The following is a 17,801-nucleotide window of genomic DNA, read 5'->3' on the forward strand; positions in this document are numbered from 1 at the left end:
GTGCTGCGAGAGGGCCGACAAGTGAAATGACGGCCTGTAAACCTCAAGGCTCATTCGCAGCACAAAGAGCCACCTGCAGGGGGCGTAAATTGAGTACTCCTCAGGGTTGCTCTTGCCCCTGACGCAAACGGGTACTGATCAGCGCCGCACCTACCAGCAACGCGGCAATGATCCACAACCCGTTGCGGGTGCTGCCGGTGGTCTGCTCGATCAAGCCCATCACCGACGGCCCGACGAAGCCGCCAAACAGACCGCAAGTGGTGACGAAGGCCAGTCCCGCCGCCAACGCACTGCCGCTCAGTCGGCTGGAGGGGAAGACGAAGATGATCGACTGCACCACGAACAGCATCAGCGCGGTCAGGGAAAACCCGAGCAGGCCAATGAACGAGTTGGCCAGCGATGCCAGCAGCAATCCGGCCGCCATGGTCAGCAGGCCAAGGAACAGCAGGGTGCGGCAGCGGCGCGGCGAGGTGGCCAGGCGTGGGAAGGTAGCTGCGCCAATGGCTGCTGCAATCCACGGCACCGCTGTCAACAGGCCGACCTGGAAGGGCGAAAGCGCAGCGTAGGTGCCGATAATGCCCGGCAGAAAGAAAATCACCGTGTAGATGGTGATCTGGTGCACGAAGTAGACCGCGATCGCCAGCCAGATCTGCCGGTCGCGGAACATCTGCCCCAGCTTGCTCTGCTGCGGTGCGGCCGCCTGCTCTGCGGCCAGGCGGCGCTCGATGTCCTGGGCGTCGGCAGCCGTCAGCCAAGGCGCCGAGGCTGGACCGTCCGGCAGCTTTTTCCACACCACATAGGCCAGGGCTACGGCGGGCAGGCCTTCGAGCACGAACAACCATTGCCAGCCATGCCAGCCCAGTACACCGTCCAGCTCCAGCAGGGCACCGCCCAGCGGGCCGCTAAGGATGTTGGCCAGGCACACACCCAGCAGGAAGTACCCCGTGGCACGGGCGCGTTGTTCGCGGTCGAACCAGTAGGTCAGGTACAGCATTACCCCGGGGAACAGGCCAGCTTCGGCTACCCCCAGCAACAGGCGCATGATGTAGAACGAGGTCTCACCCTGAACGAAGGCCATGCCCGCCGAGAGCAAACCCCAGGTAATCATGATACGGGTGATCCAGAAGCGCGCGCCCACCCGGTGCATGATCAGGTTGCTGGGCACTTCGGCCAAGGCGTAGGTAAGGAAGAACAAGCCCGCGCCCAGGCCGTAGGCTGCTGCCGAAAGGCCCAGGTCGATGCCCATGCTGGCTTTCGCCAGGGCGATGTTGGTGCGGTCAAGAAAGCTCATCACGTAGACGACGATGAGCAGTGGCATCAATTTGCGTAGCAGCAGGCCGTTCAAGCGCTGCTCATGGGTGGTGGCAGGGGCGCAAGCCGCTGCGCGGGTGAGGGTTGTCATTGTTTTTTTCCCCGTGAAAAAGCGCTGGTGGTGTGCCGCGCAGCAGCGGCACACTCAGGTCTGTGGGTCAGGAACGGTTGATGTCGAGCCACACTGCGCCGTTGGGGTACTGGTAACGTTCCAGGGTCTCAGCGTGCATCTCGATGCTGTAGCCAGGGCGTTGTGGCGGCATGTAGCGCCCGCGATGGATCACCACCGGGTCGATGAAGTGCTCGTGCAGGTGGTCGACGTACTCCAGCACCCGGTTGTGCAGCGAGGCAGACACCGCGATGTAGTCGAAAAGCGCGATGTTCTGCACATATTCGCACAGGCCGACGCCACCGCCGTGCGGGCAGACCGGCACGTCGTACTTGGCGGCCATCAGCAGCACGATCAGGACTTCGTTCAGGCCACCCAGGCGGGCTGCGTCCAGTTGGCAGAAGTCCAGTGCACCGGCCTGGAACATCTGTTTGAACATCACCCGGTTGTGGCAATGCTCACCGGTGGCGACACCGATTGGCGCAATGCGCTGGCGAATGGTGGCGTGGCCGAGAATGTCATCGGGGCTGGTCGGTTCTTCGATCCAAAGCGGTTCGAATGCGGCCAGGCGGCGCATGTTGGCCACCGACTCTTCGACGCCCCACACTTGGTTGGCATCCATCATCAGGGTGCGCTCCCAGCCGATTTCGTCGCGCAGGATGCTGGCGCGGCGGATGTCCTCTTCCAGGTCGGCCCCGATCTTCTGTTTGATGTGGGTCCAGCCGTCTGCCACGGCCTCGCGGGCCAGTTTGCGCATTTTCTCTTCGCTGTAGCCCAGCCAGCCCGGGGCAGTGGTGTACCCGGGGTAGCCTTCACGCAGCATGTGTGCCTCGCGCTGGGCTTTGCCCGGCGCCTGGCGGCGCAGCAGGGCGATGGCCTCTTCGGGGGTGAGCACGTCGGTGACGTAGCTGAAGTCCAGGCAGCGCACCAGCTGCTCTGGCGTCATGTCGGCCAGCAGTTTCCAGACAGGCTTGCCCTCATGCTTGGCCCACAGGTCCCACACTGCGTTGATGATGGCGGCGGTGGCCAGGTGGATCACGCCCTTTTCCGGGCCCAGCCAGCGCAACTGGCTGTCGCTGACGGTAAAGCGATGCCAGAAAGCGCCCATGTCGGCGCTGATTTCTTCGAGCGTAAGGCCGACGATCAAGGGGGCCAGCGACTGCACCGCCGCCGCGCATATCTCGTTGCCACGGCCAATGGTGAAGGTCAGGCCATGGCCTTCGAGGGCGGCAGCGTCGGTGTGCAGCACCACGTAGGCCGCCGAATAGTCGGGGGCGCTGTTCATGGCGTCGGAGCCATCCAGCGACAGCGAAGTGGGGAAACGGATATCGCGAACGCTCAGGTGGGTAATGCGTATGCTCATGGTCGACTCTTGTTCTGCTCAGGCACAGGGAGACCTGACTGTAGGTTGTCGAGCGATACAGGCATAATCGCCAAATCTTAATCAGTGATACCGGATTCGATATGTCTCGCTTGCCACCTGACAAGGCCCAGGCGCCTGCCAGCCTCGGTGCCTTGAAGATTTCCAGCCGTCAGATCACGTTGCTCAATGCCCTGGGTGAATTCGGCAACCTACGCCGCGCCGCCGCCGCGATGCACACCACGCAACCGGCCGCCAGCCTGTTGCTACAGCAGCTTGAGGAGCGCCTGGGGGTACGTTTGTTCGAGCGCCTGCCCCGGGGGATGCAAGCGACGCTGTATGGCGAGGTGATGATTCGCTATGCGCAAAACGCATTGCATGAGTTCGATCATGCCCAGGCGCAAATCGCCGAACTGGCGCGCGGTGCGTTGGGCCTGGTGCGGGTGGGCAGCGTCATGGGCCCGGTACCGGGCGTGCTGACCAAGGCGGTGCTGGCCTACAAGCGCGACCAGCCCAAGGTACGTATCTCGCTGGAAGTGGGCACCAGCGACACCTTGCTGCCGGCCTTGCTACGCGGTGATTTCGATATGGTGGTGGGGCGCCTGCCGGACCAGAGCGACAGCCAGGAACTGAATATCGAGCTGTTCGACGGCGGTGAGCAGATGCGCGTGATTGCTCGCGCAGGTCATCCCTTGGCGACAGCCACAGGGCTGCAGTTGGCCGACCTGGTGAGCTTGACGTGGATCTTGCACCCCATCGGCAGCCCGATGCGCCGTCGCGTCGAAAGCGCATTGCAGGCCGGCGGCATGGTGCAGTCGCTGGATATCGTCGAAACCGCGTCGATCCTGGCGACCACTGCCATGCTCGAAGCGTCCGAAATGATTGCGGTGGTGCCCAATGACGTGGCCCAGCATTATGCCCGCTATGGCATGGTCGCCATCCTGCCGGTGGAGTTGCCCCTGGCGATGGCCAACCTCGGCGTGCTGACCCTGCGCTCGCGGCCCAACTCGGTTGCCCTTGATACCTTGCTGCGCTACCTGCGGGCACAATAACTTTCACCTGCATGAGGCCCTGCGTCTATGCCGCCGGACATGACCCATTCCAGTTTTTGCAACTGGATCCGTTACAAGCACCTGGTGTTGATCGACACCCTGGCGCGCACCCGCAACATGCACGCCACCGCCACGCGCATGAACCTCAGCCAGCCGGCGCTCAGCAAAATGCTGCGTGACCTTGAGGAGCAGTTCGGCTTTGCCCTGTTCGAGCGCCTGCCTCGCAGCATGCCGCCGACCGAGCTGGGTGAATACGTGGTGCGATACGCCCAGGGTGCCCTGGCCGAGTCGCAACAGTTCGTCGATCAGGTCAACCGCCTGCGCAACGGCGGGCACGGTTTCATCCGCGTTGGCGGGATCTTTGCCGCGACCGCATTGGTATTGCCGCAGGCCATCGCCGCCATCAAGGCGCGAAGCCCGTTACTGTCGATTGAAGTGGTGGAGCATTCCAGCGATCACCTGCTGACCATGCTCGAGCAGAACAAGCTGGACATCATGATTGGCCGCTTCACCGAGGAACGCTTCGGTCAGCTGTTCGACTTCCAGCCGCTGGAGCCTGAACCCTTCAGCCTGGTGGTCAACAGCGAGCACCCGCTCAATCAGCTCGACAACACACCGCTTGAGGCGCTAGGCGATTGGCCGTGGGTGCTGTACCCGGTGGGTACGCCGATCCGCAACCGCCTGGAGCAGGCGTTCCGGGTGGCCGGAATCGCCACGCCTGCCGACTGCGTGGAGACCATCTCCATGCCCATGTTCCTGCAGTTGCTGCAATCGGCACCGATGATTGCCATGCTACCGCGCTCGATGGTGGCCGCGCAGTTGGCCAGCGGGCAGTTCAAGGAGCTGCGCAGCCCTTTGCAGGTGCCCGCGCTGGAGTATGGAGTGGTCACCCGCAAGGATGAACCGCTCAGCGCTTCCGCCAGGGCGTTTGTCGAGATTCTGCTGGAGGGCGCGCAGCGACGGCGGCAATCTCCGGCAGATGCCTAGCCGATTGAAGATCACGCACCGAAATACCCTTGCGATAACTCCAGGTTATCGCTCGATCGGATCATCTCATTGGGAATGCGGCACCAGGCTTCTTACAGTGGCTACAGCCATAACAAGAAGTCAGCCGCTCCGCCCTGAGAGGTCCCATGCAACTGATTGCCAAATCCGGTGACCCCGCCGTCATCCGCCTCAACCCTTTGGACAACGTCGTCATCGCCCGCCAGGCCCTGCTGCCAGGCGTGCGCCTGGATGCCGAGGCGACTACCGTGCGCCAGCCCATCCCTTCAGGCCACAAGCTCGCCACCGAGCCTGTGGCGCAGGGCCAGCCGTTGCGCCGTTACGGGCAGATCATCGGGTTTGCGTCCCAGGCGATCGACGCTGGCGACCATGTGCACGTGCACAACGTGCAGATGGGCGATTTTGCCCGTGACTATGCGTTTGGTGTCGATACCCGCAGCCTGCCAGGCAGCGCCGCGCAGTTCCAGGGCATCGTGCGCGCCGATGGCCGTGTCGCCACCCGCAACTACATCGGCATTCTCACCTCGGTGAACTGTTCGGCGACCGTGGCCCGGGCCGTGGCCGACCATTTCCGCCGTGACATTCACCCCGAGGTGCTGGCCGACTACCCGAATGTCGACGGTGTGGTCGCCCTGACCCACGGTGCCGGTTGCGCAGTTGACCCGAGCGGTGAAGCCCTGGGCCTGTTGCGCCGCACCCTGGCGGGTTACGCCGTCCACCCCAACTTCGCTGCCGTGCTGATCATCGGCCTGGGCTGCGAAACCAACCAGATCGAAACCCTGCTGGAAACCCAGGGCCTGCAGGCGAGTGCGCAACTGCGCGCCTTTACCATCCAAGGGATCGGGGGCACTTCGAAAACCATCGCTGCCGGTATCGCCCAGGTCAAGGCGCTGTTGGCCGAGGCCAATCAGGTACGGCGCCAGCCGGTCAGTGCCCGCCACCTGGTGGTCGGCCTGCAGTGCGGCGGCTCAGATGGCTATTCGGGGATCACCGCCAACCCGGCACTGGGCAATGCCGTTGACCGCCTGGTGGCCGCCGGCGGTACCGCCATTCTCTCCGAAACCCCGGAAATCTATGGTGCCGAGCACTTGCTCACGCGGCGCGCGGTAAGCCGTGAGGTGGGGGAGAAGCTGGTGGCGCGCATTCGCTGGTGGGAAGACTACTGCCAGCGTATGAACGCCGAATTGAACAACAACCCCTCGGCCGGCAACAAGGCAGGGGGGCTGACCACTATCCTCGAGAAATCCCTGGGCGCAGTGGCCAAGGCGGGCTCCAGCAACCTGGTCGATGTGTATCAGTACGCGCAAGCCGTGCGTGCCCAGGGCCTGGTGTTCATGGACACCCCCGGCTACGACCCGGTCTCGGCCACCGGTCAGGTGGCCGGCGGGGCCAACCTGATCGCCTTCACCACCGGCCGCGGCTCGGCCTACGGCTGTGCCCCGGCGCCATCGATCAAGCTGGCAACCAACAACCGGGTGTTCGAGCACCAGCAAGAGGACATGGACGTCAATTGCGGCGGCATCGCCGATGGCTCCGCCAGCATCGAGGAGCGCGGCGCATTCATCTTCGAGCAGATGCTGCGCATTGCCTCCGGGGAACGCAGCAAGAGCGAACAGCACGGCTACGGGCAAAACGAGTTCGTCCCGTGGCAGATCGGCGCCGTGACCTGATCGACCGCTCCCGTCCCATTTGCGAGGCAACTGCAATGATTCAAACCACACGGTACAACGTGCAAACGCTTACCACGTTTGTCGAGCAACTGTTCATGAAAGCCGGAGCCGACGTGGACGTCGCCCAGGTAGTGACCCGGGTGCTGCTCGAAGGCGAACTGCTCGGCCACCGTACCCATGGCCTCAACCTGGTCAGCCGCTACATCGACGGCATGCTCAGCGGGCAGGTCAAAGCCCGCGCGCAGGCGCTGGAACAGGTCGCCGACAGTGGTATTTCCAGCCTGTTCGACGGCCATTATGTGTTGGGGCCCTATTGCGTCAGCCGGGCACTGGATTGTGCGGCCGCAGGCGCGACCAAGCAGGGCATCGGTATTGCGGTAGTACGTCGCGCTGCCCATATCGGCTGCCTGGCCGCCTACCTCAAGCCATACACCGACCAAGGGTTGCTGGCCATCGTCTACTCGTCGGATCCGTCGGTGGGGTTGGTCTGTGCTCATGGCGGCATCGACCCGGTGTACACCCCCAACCCGATTGCTGCCGGTATCCCGACCCAGGGTGAGCCGATTCTGCTGGATGTCAGCATGTCCACCGTCACCCTCGGCCTGGTCGGCCAATGCCGCGATGCCGGCCGGCGTCTGCCGCACCCGGTGCTGGTGAGCAATGACGGGCAGCTCAGCGATGACCCGGACGATTTCTTTACCCGCCCGCAAGGCAGCATCCTGCCGCTCGGCGGCCAGGCCTTTGGCCACAAAGGGTTTGCCCTTGCGCTGTTGGTCGAAGCCCTCACCTCGGGGCTGGCCGGCCATGGGCGCAAGGATGCACCGGGTCAGTGGGGCGCCTCGGCCACTGCGCTGGTGATTGACCCGCGCATGTTCGGCGGCCTGGAGGCGTTCATCGACGAAACCAGCTTCCTGGGGGGATTGGTTCTGGCAAGCCGCCCGCTCGACCCCGAACGCCCGGTACGCCTGCCCGGGCAAGCAGGCCTTGCCCTGCGTCGCCAGGCGTTGGAGCAGGGCGTGAGCCTTTCGCCGCAGCTGATAGCCGACCTTGAGCGCGTGGCTGGGCAGTTGCAACTGCCGGGACTTTTCCAATGATGCACAGCAAGGGAACACACATGACTGATCGAACGAACGTCAATCAAACGCTGCCACTGAGCCATGATGCCAGCGTTTTTGACAGCGGCAGCTGGGTAGGGCGCGTCTGGTTGCCGGCGCAGGGGCCGGCGGTGGTGCTGGTGAAAGCCGGCGCCGTCTACGATATCAGCAGCCACGTGGCGACCGTCTCGGCGCTGCTGGAAGTGGACGATCCGGTGGCCTACCTGCGTGCCTTGCCGCTGGCCGAACCCTTGATTGCGCTGCCGGCATTGCTGGGCAACAGCGATCCCACACGGCGCACCCCGCACCAGCCGTGGCTGCTGGCGCCGATCGATCTGCAAGCGGTGAAGGCCGCCGGTGTGACCTTCGCCACCAGCCTGCTGGAGCGTGTGGTAGAAGAACAGGCCAAGGGCGACCCGGCCAAGGCCGACGCCATCCGTGACACCCTGGCCAGCCGCATCGGCGCCGACCTGTCGCAGATCGTGCCCGGTTCGGCTCAGGCCGAAGCGCTGCGCAAGGTGCTGGTAGAGCAGGGCCTGTGGTCGCAGTACCTGGAGGTGGGTATAGGCCCGGATGCCGAAGTGTTCACCAAGGCCCAACCGCTGTCCGCGGTTGGCCACGGCGCCGACATCGGCATCCACCCCAAGTCCAGCTGGAACAACCCAGAACCGGAAGTGGTGCTGGCCGTGTCGAGCAATGGCAGCATCAAGGGCGCCATGCTCGGCAACGACGTCAACCTGCGTGACTTCGAAGGGCGTAGCGCGTTGCTGCTGTCCAAGGCCAAGGACAACAACGCTTCCACTGCACTGGGCCCGCTGCTGCGGTTGTTTGACGAAAGCTTCGGCCTGGACGATGTGCGCGCTGCCGAGGTGGACCTGCGGGTGGAAGGCGAGGACGGCTTTGTCCTGTCCGGGCGCAGTTCCATGCGCCAGATCAGCCGTGACCCGCAAGACCTGGTGCAGCAAACCCTCAACGAAAACCACCAGTACCCTGACGGCCTGGTGCTGTTCCTCGGTACCCTGTTCGCCCCCAAGCAGGACCGCGATCAGCCGGGTAACGGCTTTACCCACAAACCGGGTGACGTGGTGAGCATCAGCAATCCGCAACTGGGTACTCTGTGCAACCGCGTGACCACCAGCGATCTGGCACCGCAGTGGGACTTCGGCCTGCGCGCGTTGATCGACAACCTCGGCCAGCGTGGCCTGCTGAAGGTCGCGGCCACCGCCCGCCCGCTTTGAACGGCTCGCTGCGTCAGGGAGGGGCGCAGCATCATCGAGGGATCGTCAAGGCGCTGACAGCGCGGCAACAATAATAATAAAGGTCATCACATGAACCCAATGAAGAAGTACCAGCGCATTACCGTCGTGTTCCTGCTGCTGATCGGCATCGTCAACTACCTGGACCGTAGTGCGCTGTCGATCGCCAATACCTCCATCCAGAAAGACATGATGATCAGCCCGTCGCAGATGGGCATCCTGTTATCGGCGTTTTCCATTGCCTATGCCTTTGCCCAGTTGCCAATGGGCATGATCATTGACCGCCTGGGCAGCAAGATCGCCCTCGGCGCCTCGTTGCTGGGCTGGTCGGTTGCCCAGGCGGCGTTTGGCATGGTCAACAGTTTTGCCGGGTTCATGGGCCTGCGGGTGTTGTTGGGGATTGGCGAGGCGCCGATGTTCCCATCGGCGGCCAAAGCATTGTCGGAGTGGTTCGACGCCAACGAGCGCGGCACCCCGACCGGTGTGGTCTGGTCGTCGACCTGTCTTGGCCCCTGCCTGGCGCCGCCTTTGCTGACGCTGTTCATGGTCAACTTTGGCTGGCGCGGCATGTTCATCATTACCGGCGTGATCGGCGTGGTGCTGGCGCTGTGCTGGCTGACCTTCTACAAGAGCAAGGCCCGTTTTCTGGCAGAGCTTGCCGCCGAGGGCAAACCGCTGCCGAGTGAGCGCCAGGCTGCGGCCGCCACTGCAACCGCGCCGAAGGCTTCGTACTTTGCCGGCTGGCTTGATCTGTTCAAGCACCGCAGTACCTGGGGCGCGGTGTTGGGCTTCATGGGGGTGATCTACATGCTCTGGCTGCACCTGACCTGGCTGCCGGGCTACTTCGAGCGCGAGCATGGCCTGGACCTGTACAAGACCGCCTGGGTGGTGTCGCTGGCGTATGGCTTCGGTGCGGCGGGTACCATCGTTGCCGGGCGCTTCTGTGACTGGCTGGTAACGCGTGGCATGAGCGTGCTGGGCAGCCGCAAGTTCAGTGTCATCACTGGCCTGGTGCTGGCAGCGCTGTTCACCTTGCCACTGTCGTTCGTCACCGGCCTGACGGGGTGCATCATGCTGCTTTGCCTGGCGCTGTTCAGCATCAATATGGCCAGTGCCACCGCCTGGATGATCGTCAACACCATTGTCGACAGCCAGCGCGTGGCCTCGTTTGGCTCGATCCAGAACTTCGGCGGTTACATCGCAGGCTCGGTGGCACCGATCGTGACGGGCTTCAGCATCCAGTACTCGGGCTCGTTCACCACAGCGTTCATGATCAGCGCGGTGGTAGCGCTGTGCTCGGCGGTGGCGTACTTCCTGCTGCTTCAGGCACCCATTGGCCTTGCCAAGGTCGAGGCGGGCGCGATGGCTGGCGCAACTGAACAGGCGTGAACGCTGCGGGGGCTGCAATGCAGCCCCTGAACCATTGGTTGATGGTGAGGCGACCCGCGGCGCTTGTCATGGAGGGGTATCTGTATGTATAAACAGTGCCTGTTGCCGCAACCTGACCTCCACCCGTGATCGCCCATTCCGTCGACGACCCGTTCTACTACCTGCATAACTTCCGGCAGGTCGTGCTGTGGGTCGAACAGCGCTACCAGGACTTGCTCGATGACCAGGAACTGGCCTTCATCCGTGCCTTCAGTCAACTGCAAGCGCCAGCCCAGGCCTTGATGGTGCGCATGGTGATGCGCAAAGGCGAGTTGTTTCGCAGCGATCGGCTCGACTACGCCGAAATCGGCGATACTGCGCTGGCGCTGCAGCCGTTGCTGGCCCTCGGCTGGGTACGGGAGCCCGAGCAACTGGACCTAGAACAGCTATTCGCGTTGCTGCGCAAGGAAGAACTGGCCCGCTGCTTCGCCCGGCAACTGAGCCGCCCGCGCGCGGCCAAGCATGAATTGTTGGCACAGCTGCAACCCCTGGCGCTGGCGGCCCGGTCACTGGTCGAATGGTTTCCTGACAGCGAGGTGCGCATCCTCCAGTGGTGCCTGCAACCTCTGTGCGACCGCATACGCCTGCTGTTTTTCGGCAACCTGTACCAGGACTGGTCAGACTTCGTCCTCGCCGACCTGGGCTTGCTGCGTTACGAGCAGGTGCCGTTCAGCTCCGATTCTCGTGCCTTGCAGCAACGTGACGATGTCGACCTGGCCATGGCGCTGCACCAGTGCGCCGAGCGCCTGGAGCAGGGCGGCGACCCCCTGCCGATCCTTGCCACCCTGCAGGGCCTGCACAGCAGCAACCCCTGGCTGGCCCGGCGCCATGCGCGGCTGCAATTCGCCGTGGGCCAACAATGCGAACGCCTGGGTGAATGGGACCTGGCCACGGCTGTGTATGCGCAGTGCAACCATCCCCAGGCGCGCATTCGCCAGGTGAGGGTGCTGGAGCGCAGCGAACAGTGGCACCTGGCCCATGCTCGGGCGTTGCAACTGGCTGCGGCACCTGCCAATGCGCTGGAGGAGCAGGCGCTGCAGCGCATGCTGCCACGCCTGGCGCGCAAACTCGGCGGTCCGCCACAGCGGCGCCAGCGCACCACGCCGCTGGAACTGATCGAGCTCGAACTGCCCTGTGGGCACGCTGCGCTGGGCGTTGAAGAAGCCGTGCGTCAACACCTGATGCAAGAGGGGGGGCATGCGCATTACGTGGAGAACACGCTGTTCAACAGCCTGTTTGGCCTGTTGTGCTGGGAGGCCATCTTCGCTCCGGTGCCCGGCGCATTCTTCAACCCGTTCCAGGCCGCGCCACAGGACCTGCACGACAGCGACTTCCAGCAACGGCGCAGTGCACTGTTCGAACGCTGCCTCGGGCGGCTCGACGAGGGTAGCCATCGCCAGGCGATTCTCGACTGCTACGTGGCCAAACAGGGGCTGCAGTCGCCGTTCGTGTCCTGGTCCATGCTCAGCGATAAACTGCTGGAGCAGGCCTTGGCTTGCCTGCCGGCCGCAGCGCTCAAGCAATGTTTCCTGCGCCTGTTGCAGGACATTCGCAACAACCGTACCGGCATGCCCGACCTGATTCAGTTCTGGCCCGAGCAGGGCCGTTATCGCATGGTCGAGGTCAAGGGGCCCGGTGACCGCCTGCAGGACAATCAGCTGCGCTGGCTGGAGTTCTGCAGGCAACACGGCCTGCCGGTCGCGGTGTGCCACGTGCGCTGGAGCGAAACACTTTGAGCTACAGCGTAGCGGTGCGCGCCTTGTGTGAGTTCAGCGCCAAGGTCGGCGACCTGGACCTGCGCTTCACGCCATCGCCCACTGCCCAGGAGGGTATCGAAGGGCATCAGCGGGTGGTGGCACGGCGGGCTGCCGGCTACGAGTCGGAAATCGCCCTTGAAGGCCAGTTCGAAACCCTCAGGGTGCGGGGTCGCGCCGATGGCTATGACCCTGGCAGCAATCGCCTGGAAGAGATCAAGACGCACCGTGGTGACCTGGCGCGTCAACCGGCCAATCACCGTCAGTTGCACTGGGCACAGGCCAAGGTCTATGGCTGGTTGATGTGCCAGGCACGACAACTGCCCGCCATCGAGGTGGCGCTGGTGTACCTCGACGTGGACAGCGATAGCCAGACGCTGTTCACGGAGCACTGTTCGGCTGCCGAGTTGCAGGCCTTCTTTGAAACCCAGTGCCAGCGCTTTCTGGGCTGGGCCCGATGGCAGCAACGACGCTTGGCCGAACGTGACCAAGGCCTGCTGGCGCTGAGTTTCCCCTACCCACAGTTCCGAAAGGGCCAGCGGCAGTTGGCTGAAACCTTGTACAAGGCGGTGAGCACCGGCCGTTGCCTGATGGCCCAGGCCAGCACCGGCATTGGCAAAACCCTCGGTACCTTGTTCCCGCTGCTCAAGGCCATGGTACCGCAGCAGCTGGACAAGCTGTTTTTTCTCACCGCCAAGACACCAGGCCGGGCACTCGCCCTGGATGCCATGCGCCAGATCACCGATGCCACGCCGCAACCTGCCCTGCGCACATTGGAGTTGATCGCCCGCGACAAAGCCTGTGAGTACCCGGACAAGGCCTGTCATGGTGAGTCCTGCCCCTTGGCCGCAGGTTTCTACGACCGTTTGCCGGCTGCGCGCGAGGCTGCAGCAGCACTGCCGTTGCTCGACCGCACAAACCTGCGTGAAGTGGCTTTGGCGCACCAAGTGTGCCCGTACTACCTGGGCCAGGAGATGGCACGCTGGGCCGACGTGCTGGTCGCCGACTATAACTACTACTTCGATGCGCATGCTTTGCTGTTCGGCCTGACCCAGCTCAACCAGTGGCGAGTGGCAGTACTGGTGGACGAAGCGCATAACCTGGTCGAGCGTGGGCGCGGCATGTACAGCGCCAGCCTTGACCAGGGCCAGCTGCTGGCGTTGCGACAGAGCAAACCGCCTGGGCTGGTCAGTGCGCTGGACCGCCTGAACAGGCAGTGGAACGCGCTGTATAAAGAGCAGCGTGCGCCGTACCAGGCCAGCGAGTCGCTGCCCGAAGGCCTGCTGCGCGCCCTGCAGCAGTGCGTCGGGGTGATTCAGGAACAGATGAACCAGGCCCCGACGCACATCGACCCCCAGGTGTTGCAGTTCTACTATCAGGCCTTGCAGTTCTGCCGGGTTGCCGAGCTGTTCGACGAGCACTTTCTGTTCGACATCAGCCAGCGCCAGGGCCCGCGCAAGCGGCGGCTGGCCACGCTGTGCCTGCGCAATGTCACCCCGGCGCGGCTGCTGGCACCACGCATGCAGGCGGCGCGCAGTGTGACGCTGTTTTCCGCCACGTTGAGCCCACGGCACTTCTACAGCGACCTGCTGGGCATGCCAGCCGATACTGCCTGGCTGGACGTGGCCGCACCGTTCCGTGCCGAACAGCTGGAGGTGCGCATTGCCAGCCAGGTGTCCACCCGTTACCAGCAGCGCCAAGCCTCCCTGGCGCCGATCGTTGACCTGATTGCCCGGCAGTATGAGCGCATGCCGGGTAACTACCTGGCGTTCTTCAGCAGCTTCGAATACCTGCAACAGGTGGCAGGGCTGTTGGCCGAGCAGCATGGGCAGATTCCGCTGTGGTCACAGGAGCCGGGCATGGACGAGGCAGCCCGCCAGGCATTTCTCGATCGCTTTGTCGCCGATGGCCGAGGTGTGGGCTTTGCCGTATTGGGCGGCGCTTTCGGCGAAGGGGTGGATTTGCCCGGCACGCGGCTGATTGGCGCGTTTGTCGCTACCCTGGGGCTGCCTCAGGTCAACCCGGTCAACGAGCAGTTCAAACAGCGCCTGGGGCGGCAATTTGGCGTGGGTTTCGATTACGCGTACCTCTACCCGGGCGTGCGCAAGGTGATCCAGGCGGCGGGCCGGGTTATTCGGGGTGATCAGGACCGTGGTGTACTGGTGCTGATTGACGAACGCTTCGCCGAGCCGCGGGTGCAGCAGATGTTTCCAGGGTGGTGGGCGGCGGCTATTGTCTAGCGGTCTTTCGCCTTTGACGATCAGTCGCAATCAGGGGGGGATCAAACCACCCACCAAGTTCCCCTCATGGCACACCGCCGCAAGGCGGCCCAAGCGCGTCAACCGGGCATTCCGTCTGCCCGGGGCCTTAGCAGGATGGGCAGGTAATGGCGCAGGAACAGCAACAGCGCCAGGCTCCAGCACAGTGCCGAAACGCTTACCCCCAGCGATGTGAACAGCGGTAGAATCACCCGGGCCAAGGTCGCCAGTTGCATCAGGGTAAAGGCCCAGGCAATGCTGGTCGGCACCTGCAATGGCCTGCCGGTGTGGCCCAGGCTGACCCGCGCCATCATGGCCAGGATCAGCCCGGTCATGGCGCCAACGGTCAGCGCGTGGGTCACCAGGCTCGGGCTCAGGGCCACCCCGCTATGCCACAACGCCATGCCCAGGCAGGCCAGGGCGAGCCAGGCGTAGGCCAGGTGTAGCGACCACAGCAACGGTACGCGCCACAGGCCACGGTCGTGCCACAGCACCAGTCGGGTCGCGTGCAGCGCGAACAAGGCAAAAAACAGCACCGCCAGGCTTGCTTGCGGCGTATCGGCCAGGCCAGTGGCAAACGCCAGCGGTACTGCGACGCTGAGCAACAGGCAGGCTCGGTCCAGCCATGGGCGGGCAGGGGCCGCGCCAAGGTGACCCAGGCCACGGCGGGTAAAGAATGGTATGACCCGGCCGCCGAGCACGGTCATCATCGCCGTCACCAGCCACAGCCCAGCAAATATTCCACGACGCTGCCACAGTTCGTCCTGGTGCAGCCAGCCGGCCAAGGTCAGCCATTGGCAGGCGGCAATCAACAGCACCAGTACGACGATCGGGTAGTTGTTGCGCAGGCGCCGTTGCAGGATCGGTCGTGCCAGGCTCAGTGCCACCAATGGCAGGAAGCTGCCTTCGACCAGTACCAGCAAGCTACCCGGTAGTGGCATAAACCAGCTTACCCGCCCCAGCAGCCAGAGCAGGAACAAACCCTGCAGCGCCCGCCCGCTCAAGCCGGGGATGCCGCTCCAGTTCTGCACGGCGGTCAGCAGAAAACCCGCGATAATGGCGGCGGCGAAGCCGTAAAGCATCTCGTGGCGGTGCCAGGCGAGCATACCCCCGGGCGGTGCAGGGGCCAGTGCCCCAGCCAGTACGCCGGCCCACAACAGCAGGGCGATCAGCGCAAACAAACTGCCACCCAGGAAGAATGGGCGAAAACCCAGGCTCCAGACGGCTTGGCGTGGGCGTGAAGCAGTGGGTTGCAAGAGCATGGGCAGTCCTTGGTTCGTTCAGTAGGCTTCAATTGGGGTAAGATCACGATCCGTGCCACTTGCAAAGCCCTTGAATATCAAGGTGATGGCACTTCTCAGGGTCCGAATGACACGCGCGTGTTGCGGTCATTCAGACTAGCTTGTATGTCGTTTTGACTTGCTTCAGGGTTTGCCTGGTTCAGTGCCGGCTGACGCTTCGCTACAGGATTCACGTTTTGTCCGACCTCTCGAAAAATCCGCTGCTGCAGTACATGGCCCGTCTGGCCCCATCCAGCCAGCAAACCATGCGCTACATTCTTCAGGACGCCGCCGACCGGCTAGGTTTTGTCGACTGCAACATTGTCGATGTGCCTTGGCATCGGCTCGAGCCGGGCCATGTGATTGCACTGGTGGCTGCCCTGCGTGCCGATGGCTACGCGCCCAACAGCTCGTCGCTGTACGTCAACGCGATTCGCGGGGTGATGAACGAGGCCTGGCGTCAGGGCCTGATCGACCACGAGCAGCTGTTGCGTATTCGCGAGGTCAAGCCCGCCACGGGCAGCCGCCTGCCGCCAGGGCGCAACCTGCGCCGCAGCCTGATCCGCGAGCTGATGGATGTGTGCGCCGCCGACCCGCGGCCACAGGGGGTACGTGATGCGGCGATCATTGCCTTGCTTTACGGCACCGGCATGCGCAAGTCGGAGTCGGTCGACATCGACCTCGACCAGGTCGACTTCGAGGCGCGCAGCCTGCAGGTAGTGGGCAAGGGCAACCACCAGCTGGTCAAGTACGCACCGCCGTGGGCGTTCGAGAAGCTGCAGGCCTGGCTTGAACTGCGCCGCCAGGACCTGCCTGCCGGGGCGGAAGATGACCCGTTCCTGTTCAACCGCATCCGTCGCGGCAACCACATTACCCGGGCGCGCATTACCAAGCATGCGATCTACTACATTGCCCGCCAGCGCGGCGCGCAGGTGGGGGTGAAGATCATGCCGCACGATTTTCGCCGGGCATTCATTACCCGGGTGATCGAAGAGCACGACCTGTCGATTGCGCAGAAGCTGGCGCACCATGCCAATATCCAGACCACGGCCATCTATGACCGGCGTGATGACAACGAGCGTCGGCGTGCCGTGGACCGCTTCGATTACTGAGGCTTGATATTGTGGGGCTCAAAGCAGCCCCATTTTCACGTATGCCGGCACCGAAACAGGGCCGACACACGCCCCTGCTTTGTGCGCCATTCTCCCGCATGCCCGATGCCAGAGCGGGCACAGCACAGGTTTCATCATCGTTCACCTGCGAAGTTGGCCCGCAACCTGCTATATCCAGCCTGCGAATTTGATCGAGTGGTCAGGCCGTGCGCGCTAGCAGGCGCCCGCGCCGGACCCTCTAAACGGCCAGCAGGCCACGGATTTCAGGGGCCGCAGGATGTCGCTCGCGGAGCAGATCGAACAACAGCAAGACGATGCGGGCTGGAGTGCTCACCTGCAGATGCGCTTTGTCCAGCGTGACGGCGTGACCCGCCTTGGTGCGTGGAAGCATTTCGGACCTCTTTTGGTGCAGCGGCCTTTCTATCCTGAAGGTGCGCCGTGCCATGTCTATGTCCTGCACCCGCCAGGCGGCATCGTCGCCGGCGACCGCCTGGAACTGGACATTCACCTGGAGCCGGGTAGCCACGCGCTGCTGACCATGCCCGGCGCCAGCAAGTTCTACCGCAGCATTGGCCCGACCGCGCGGTTGACCCAACGCTTCCATTTGGCCGCGGGCAGCACCCTGGAGTGGCTGCCGCAGGACAGCATCTTCTTCTCCGGCGCCCGCGCCAGCCTCGCCAGCCGTTTTACCCTCGAGCCGGGCGCCCGCCTGCTGGCCTGGGAAACCCTGTGCCTGGGCCGTCCGGTCATGCACGAGCGTTTCGACCACGGCGCCCTCGACAGCCTTTTGCACATCGAACTACCTGACGAGGTTGGCCTGCATGAGCGCCTGCGACTCGCAGGCGGGCACCTGGACAAGCTGGGTGGGCACCCGCTACTCGCCACCTTCTGCGCCGCACCTGCCGATCAGGCAGTGCTGGAGCAGGTTCGCCCGCTACTCGATGAACTGGGCAACCCGGCCGGTGCGACCCTGCTCGGGTCGTTGCTGGTGATCCGCGTGCTCGACCATGACAACCAACACCTGCAACGCACCCTGCAACGCCTGTGGCATGTGCTGCGCCCGGCCATCCTCGGCCTGCCAGCCTGCCCGCCGCGTATCTGGGCTACCTGAG

The 17,801-nt window shown here is 63.9% G+C and carries 13 protein-coding genes; 10 read left to right on the forward strand and 3 right to left on the reverse strand.

Annotated elements, in window-relative coordinates; translation table 11 throughout:
- Window positions 1-100: 100 nt before the first annotated feature.
- Window positions 101-1,402 carry an MFS transporter gene (locus tag ACF8FG_RS21915; protein ID WP_014591298.1) on the reverse strand — a complete coding sequence of 434 codons (1,302 nt, stop codon included), beginning with the start codon at window positions 1,400-1,402 and terminating at the stop codon, window positions 101-103.
- Window positions 1,403-1,469: 67 nt separating this feature from the next.
- A complete protein-coding gene (locus ACF8FG_RS21920) occupies window positions 1,470-2,783 on the reverse strand; it encodes an L-fuconate dehydratase (RefSeq protein WP_003253941.1) in 1,314 nt (437 codons plus the stop codon).
- 101 nt (window positions 2,784-2,884) lie between these two features.
- On the opposite strand from ACF8FG_RS21920, the gene ACF8FG_RS21925 reads away from it, so the two are divergent.
- From ACF8FG_RS21925 to ACF8FG_RS21960, 8 genes are all read left to right on the forward strand, one after another.
- Window positions 2,885-3,832: a LysR family transcriptional regulator gene (locus tag ACF8FG_RS21925; RefSeq protein WP_019437173.1), complete on the forward strand. Its 948-nt coding sequence runs from the start codon at window positions 2,885-2,887 to the stop codon at window positions 3,830-3,832.
- A 27-nt stretch (window positions 3,833-3,859) separates the two neighbouring features.
- Window positions 3,860-4,819 carry a LysR family transcriptional regulator gene (locus ACF8FG_RS21930; RefSeq protein WP_014591296.1) on the forward strand — a complete coding sequence of 320 codons (960 nt, stop codon included), beginning with the start codon at window positions 3,860-3,862 and terminating at the stop codon, window positions 4,817-4,819.
- A gap of 146 nt (window positions 4,820-4,965) precedes the next feature.
- Window positions 4,966-6,507 carry an altronate dehydratase family protein gene (locus tag ACF8FG_RS21935; protein WP_318081922.1) on the forward strand — a complete coding sequence of 514 codons (1,542 nt, stop codon included), beginning with the start codon at window positions 4,966-4,968 and terminating at the stop codon, window positions 6,505-6,507.
- Window positions 6,508-6,542: 35 nt separating this feature from the next.
- On the forward strand, window positions 6,543-7,601 hold the full coding sequence (locus ACF8FG_RS21940) for an Ldh family oxidoreductase (protein WP_318081921.1): 1,059 nt from the start codon (window positions 6,543-6,545) through the stop codon (window positions 7,599-7,601).
- 20 nt (window positions 7,602-7,621) lie between these two features.
- Window positions 7,622-8,839 carry a fumarylacetoacetate hydrolase family protein gene (locus ACF8FG_RS21945; RefSeq protein ID WP_392519210.1) on the forward strand — a complete coding sequence of 406 codons (1,218 nt, stop codon included), beginning with the start codon at window positions 7,622-7,624 and terminating at the stop codon, window positions 8,837-8,839.
- A 99-nt stretch (window positions 8,840-8,938) separates the two neighbouring features.
- On the forward strand, window positions 8,939-10,246 hold the full coding sequence (locus ACF8FG_RS21950) for an MFS transporter (RefSeq protein WP_014591292.1): 1,308 nt from the start codon (window positions 8,939-8,941) through the stop codon (window positions 10,244-10,246).
- Between the two features lie 125 nt (window positions 10,247-10,371).
- A complete protein-coding gene (locus ACF8FG_RS21955) occupies window positions 10,372-12,021 on the forward strand; it encodes a VRR-NUC domain-containing protein (RefSeq protein WP_019437169.1) in 1,650 nt (549 codons plus the stop codon).
- The gene (locus ACF8FG_RS21960; protein ID WP_318081790.1) at window positions 12,018-14,279 is read left to right on the forward strand and encodes an ATP-dependent DNA helicase; all 2,262 of its coding nucleotides are present in this window, start codon (window positions 12,018-12,020) and stop codon (window positions 14,277-14,279) included. The genes ACF8FG_RS21955 and ACF8FG_RS21960 overlap by 4 nt, the downstream gene beginning before the upstream one ends.
- 98 nt (window positions 14,280-14,377) lie before the next feature.
- Here the strand turns inward: ACF8FG_RS21960 and ACF8FG_RS21965 are convergent, their stop codons facing one another.
- Window positions 14,378-15,559 (reverse strand): NnrS family protein, encoded by a 1,182-nt coding sequence (locus ACF8FG_RS21965; RefSeq protein WP_014591289.1) that lies wholly within the window; start codon window positions 15,557-15,559, stop codon window positions 14,378-14,380.
- Between the two features lie 215 nt (window positions 15,560-15,774).
- Between ACF8FG_RS21965 and xerC the strand changes: the two genes are divergently transcribed.
- Both xerC and ACF8FG_RS21975 read left to right on the forward strand, forming a co-directional pair.
- Complete coding sequence (gene xerC / locus ACF8FG_RS21970) at window positions 15,775-16,689, forward strand: tyrosine recombinase XerC (protein WP_004576552.1); 915 nt, start codon at window positions 15,775-15,777, stop codon at window positions 16,687-16,689.
- Window positions 16,690-16,966: 277 nt separating this feature from the next.
- On the forward strand, window positions 16,967-17,800 hold the full coding sequence (locus ACF8FG_RS21975; protein ID WP_318081787.1) for an urease accessory protein UreD: 834 nt from the start codon (window positions 16,967-16,969) through the stop codon (window positions 17,798-17,800).
- Window position 17,801 lies beyond the last annotated feature (1 nt).

Source organism: Pseudomonas sp. YQ_6 (assembly GCF_043103245.1).
GTDB lineage: Bacteria > Pseudomonadota > Gammaproteobacteria > Pseudomonadales > Pseudomonadaceae > Aquipseudomonas > Aquipseudomonas alloputida.

Bases quoted from the DNA above. Each gene is read 5' to 3' on its own strand.
- ACF8FG_RS21925 (WP_019437173.1), top strand. From the start codon at position 2,885: ATGTCTCGCTTGCCACCTGACAAGGCCCAGGCGCCTGCCAGCCTCGGT.
- ACF8FG_RS21930 (WP_014591296.1), top strand. From the start codon at position 3,860: ATGCCGCCGGACATGACCCATTCCAGTTTTTGCAACTGGATCCGTTAC.
- ACF8FG_RS21950 (WP_014591292.1), top strand. From the start codon at position 8,939: ATGAAGAAGTACCAGCGCATTACCGTCGTGTTCCTGCTGCTGATCGGC.
- ACF8FG_RS21920 (WP_003253941.1), bottom strand. From the start codon at position 2,783: ATGAGCATACGCATTACCCACCTGAGCGTTCGCGATATCCGTTTCCCC.
- ACF8FG_RS21975 (WP_318081787.1), top strand. From the start codon at position 16,967: ATGTCGCTCGCGGAGCAGATCGAACAACAGCAAGACGATGCGGGCTGG.
- ACF8FG_RS21940 (WP_318081921.1), top strand. From the start codon at position 6,543: ATGATTCAAACCACACGGTACAACGTGCAAACGCTTACCACGTTTGTC.
- ACF8FG_RS21945 (WP_392519210.1), top strand. From the start codon at position 7,622: ATGACTGATCGAACGAACGTCAATCAAACGCTGCCACTGAGCCATGAT.
- ACF8FG_RS21935 (WP_318081922.1), top strand. From the start codon at position 4,966: ATGCAACTGATTGCCAAATCCGGTGACCCCGCCGTCATCCGCCTCAAC.
- ACF8FG_RS21915 (WP_014591298.1), bottom strand. From the start codon at position 1,402: ATGACAACCCTCACCCGCGCAGCGGCTTGCGCCCCTGCCACCACCCAT.
- ACF8FG_RS21965 (WP_014591289.1), bottom strand. From the start codon at position 15,559: ATGCTCTTGCAACCCACTGCTTCACGCCCACGCCAAGCCGTCTGGAGC.